This window comes from Staphylococcus sp. EG-SA-2, assembly GCF_017152085.1.
In genome coordinates, this window is record NZ_JACYHC010000485.1 from 1 (window position 1) to 4,354 (window position 4,354).

4 protein-coding genes are annotated in these 4,354 nt (G+C 29.8%); 2 read left to right on the plus strand and 2 right to left on the minus strand.

All coding sequences use genetic code 11. From position 1 onward, the window contains the following. Positions 1-5 precede the first annotated feature (5 nt). Positions 6-743: a CPBP family intramembrane glutamic endopeptidase SdpB gene (gene sdpB, locus IDG60_RS07455; protein ID WP_000426696.1), complete on the minus strand. Its 738-nt coding sequence runs from the start codon at positions 741-743 to the stop codon at positions 6-8. Positions 744-791: 48 nt separating this feature from the next. On the opposite strand from sdpB, the gene IDG60_RS07460 reads away from it, so the two are divergent. After that, positions 792-1,121 carry a hypothetical protein gene (locus IDG60_RS07460; protein ID WP_000606726.1) on the plus strand — a complete coding sequence of 110 codons (330 nt, stop codon included), beginning with the start codon at positions 792-794 and terminating at the stop codon, positions 1,119-1,121. 444 nt (positions 1,122-1,565) lie between these two features. Continuing rightward, positions 1,566-2,438: a pentose phosphate pathway transcriptional regulator RpiRC gene (gene rpiRc / locus IDG60_RS07465; protein WP_000073195.1), complete on the plus strand. Its 873-nt coding sequence runs from the start codon at positions 1,566-1,568 to the stop codon at positions 2,436-2,438. Positions 2,439-2,824: 386 nt separating this feature from the next. Here the strand turns inward: rpiRc and IDG60_RS07470 are convergent, their stop codons facing one another. Next, entirely contained in the window at positions 2,825-4,204 is a 1,380-nt protein-coding gene (locus IDG60_RS07470; RefSeq protein ID WP_000429674.1) for an amino acid permease, read from the minus strand. Positions 4,205-4,354: the final 150 nt, after the last annotated feature.

The following is a 4,354-nucleotide window of genomic DNA, read 5'->3' on the forward strand; positions in this document are numbered from 1 at the left end:
TTTATCTACGCATAAATACTTATTACTGATATAACGAAAGAAACAAAATTATTTGCTATATGTAATGCAATTGTTGAACCTAGGTTTCTTCCAGATTTTAAATAAGTGAAAACTAATATGATGGATAGTATGAGATATGGACCAAACTCAAACGGCGACTTTGCATCAGTCACATGAATAAATGCAAATAAGAACACCGAAACAATACTCATAGCTATAAAATTAAACTTCTTACCTAATTCTCCAATTAAAATATGTCTAAATACGATTTCTTCAACTATTGGACCTACAATCACAATTAATAAGAATGCTACAGGTAAAAATGCAGGCACTTCAAACATTTTATTTAGCTCAAGTTCATTGGCTGTTTCACTATATTGCAAATGTTTAGGTAGAAACTGTGTCATATATTCATATGTATAAATTAAGATGAGAGCAATAATATACGTTATTGACAATCTAAGCCAATATTTTTTGATATACGCAAAACCAGCTCGAAGCCTTGATGGCATCACTTTTAAATGAAATAAATAAAATGCGCCAATCCCAATCGTATATGCTAAAGCTTGTGTGATAGTCGCTACAAATATCAGATTACTATCGATTTCATAATAACCAAACAAAATTGGTCCTATGTAAGCTGCAATTGTGAGTGCATAAAATATAACACCTATAATTGGAATTATAAGCAAATCTCTCCATGCTATATCTTTAAACGTGTATTTCTTTTTTTCATTTTCCACTGTTATATCCTTTCCTGTTTAATAATTGATTTTTGGAGGTACTTCTACATGATAAACGAAACTAAGTATATGAGACAACAAATTACTAATTTGATTCAAATCATTGATACGATTAAATATAATACTTTAATGACAGATTGGAACATTCAAACGCATATTTATAAATTTAACCAAATAGTTACTAATGAATTGAATAAGTTCAAAGGCTTTGAAACATCATATATAATAAACGAAAATCAAGTTTCCTATTATGAAATTATAACACTACTTAATAAACGTCCCCTCCGACAAGTCGACTATGGTAACAAAATTCAATATCTTAATTTTTATCATACAGAACTATCTAACGCATTATTTGCAATTAAATTTGCCCATTAACCTATTTTTCATAAAATGTCATTTAAACAAGTTATTTATTAAAATTCACTTTATTACATAAATTATACAATTAAAAAGTTTCTTCAAATTGTAAAGATGCATTAATCGAGTTATAATCATAATGATTAAGATGGTAGATTTAGTCTTATATAACTACATTTACTAAGATTTAAATAGATGAGTACATAATGTATAAATTGGGAATATACAGTATGACTTACGGTAATATATCAATATATTGATATATTATTTGCACATGGGAGTATGCTATTTTTTATCTATACATCTTAAAAATATTTACAGTTTTATAATTCAATATCATTAAACAAACAACATATTCAGCTTATTTTTCATTCTCTTACGTTACAAGTTGTAAATACCATCGCGTTAAACAACAATAGCCAACGCTAATAAAATATATTGCGTTAAAGTGGAGTGATTAATATGTCAAACGTACTAACAGAAATAGATAGTCAATATCCATATATGACTAAAAATGAAAAAAAGATAGCTAAATTTATACTAAATTCACCTCAAAAGGTGATTAAAATGAGGTCTCAAGACTTAGCAAGCTTATTAGATATTAGTACATCATCAGTCATTCGATTCAGCAAGAAAATTACTGATGGCGGTTTTCACGACTTGAAAATAAATATATCTAAATATGTTCCTAAAGCATCATCAATTTACAATGTTGAATTAATGAATAACGAAAGCACAGAATCTTTAAGAACTAAACTCCATACACGTACTACACGCGCACTTAATCATGCAAATAACGAATTAAATGATAAAACTATTGATCAAATATGTCATTGTTTAAAACGTTCTGAGACGATTTTTATATATGGTTTTGGCGCATCTTTTGTAGTTGCTACCGACTTATACCAAAAGTTATCAAGAATAGGTCTTAATATTCAACTTGTTCAAGAAACACATATTTTTGCTACATTATTAGCAACTCACAATTCGAACGACAGTGTTATTCTTATTACTAACAATGGTACGCAAAGTGAAATGCAATCAATGGTTAAAGTTATTGATGACTACCATATACCTATAATTACAATTACTAGTACAAGGGATAATCCCGTAGCACAGGCATCAAATATTGTTTTAACTTATGGGAAAACTGATGAAAATGAGATGCATATGGGAGCAACAACTTCATTATTTGCTCAAATGTTCACTATTGATATTTTATATTATCGTTATGTTGCATTAAATTATCACGCATCATTAGATTTCATAACACAATCTAAAATGGCTTTAGATAACTATCGTAAACATTTATCAAATATTAACTTTAAACATTAACAGTCTTATATAAATTCTTTAATCATGTCATATAATAATTTATGCATCATTTTCAAAGCTTACATGTCTTTTATCTTGTATAACATACGCATATGACCAATGATTTGATAAGGCCATTCAATTTCTTATATTAAAAACAAACGCAGTTGATTACAGGATTCATTCCATATATCAATTGCGTTTGTTATTTTAATAATGCTATTTTTTATTTTAAAGCCCACAGTAAAAACTAACGATAATATTGCCACTTATAAGTTTTTCACACTACAACTTCGATTTAAGCTATATTTATAAAAAAATGCGCCTACTCATAACATTCTTTGGCTATTTAACTTTAATAAGCTAGGGCCAAATTTGTCATAAAATAAGCGCACATTATAATCATACTATTTTGCTTTTACATTATTTTTATTATATCTAATAAAGTAATAAATCGTTACAATCGTTAAGAAGATGACACCAATTAGCACTGATATTCTAGTTTCAACATTAAATACCATACCAACCAATACTAATATTAAGAATAAGATTGTTAAATAGTTAGTTACTGCGCCACCAGGCATTTTGAATGGGTGACCTTCCAATTCTTCAGGATGTAATTTTCTAAAACGTAAGTGACTGAATAAAATCATAAACCAAGGAATCATACCTGGTAAAATAGACGCACTATAAACGTATACGAAAATACTCTTCGCTCCATCGATATATAAAGGTAAAATTACGTTTAATAAAGCACCAATTAAAATACCAAGAGATACTGCTACAACAGTGTACAATGGTACACCATTTCTCATGATTTTAGTAAATATTTTTGGCATTTCACCTTTATGAGCAAGTGTATAAATCATACGACTCGCACTGAAAATACCTGAGTTACATCCTGACATTGCTGCAGTTAATACAACAAAGTTAATTAATCCAGCTGCAAATGTAATACCGATTTTAGCAAATGTTGCAACAAACGGACTTCCAATGTCTCCTAATTGATTCCAAGGATACACTGAAACAATAACAAAAATAGCGCCTAAATAGAAAATTAAAATTCTCCAGATAACACCATTCACTGCTTTAACGATATTTTTCTGAGGATCTTTAGTTTCACCTGCCGTAATACCTATCAGTTCCACACCTTGGTATGAACCAATTACAATTGATAATGCAAAGAAGAAACCAACAATACCATTTGGCATAAATCCGCCATTTGTCCATAGATTAGAAATACCTACCGCATGGCCACCATTTCCAAAACCAAAGAAAATAAGACCAAAACCAGCAATAATCATTAAAATAATTGTTACAACTTTAATTAAAGCAAACCAAAATTCAAATTCTCCAAACGCTTTTACCGAGAATAAATTCGCTGCCATTAATAATAAAATAGCAATAACACCAGGAATCCAAGTTGGCAATTCCGGGAACCAAAACTTCATATATTCTCCTACTGCGATGACCTCACTCATACCAACTACAATCCATTGGAATATATTACTCCATGCTGTCATATAACCTGCTGCAGGATGTATATAATCACTTGCAAATGTTGCAAATGATCCTGTTGTAGGGTTTAAATAAATCATTTCCCCCATTGCTCTCATGATTAAAAATAAAAAGATACCCGCAATTAAATATGCAAGGATAACTGATGGGCCTGTCCATTTAATTGTACTTGTGGCACCCATGAAAAGCCCCACGCCAATCGTACCACCAAGTGCAATCATTTGAATTTGACGGGCACTCAATCCCCTTTGTAGTTCATTGTTCTCCATAACTTCTTACCCCATCTCTGATTGATACTAAATAAATCCATAAAAAAACTTATTGCCGTAATTATACTATAAATTATCGATTTTGGTACATTAATATTTGCATACCATGCAATCGTTTACAGAACTACTATAGCAGGCTTTTGCAACTTT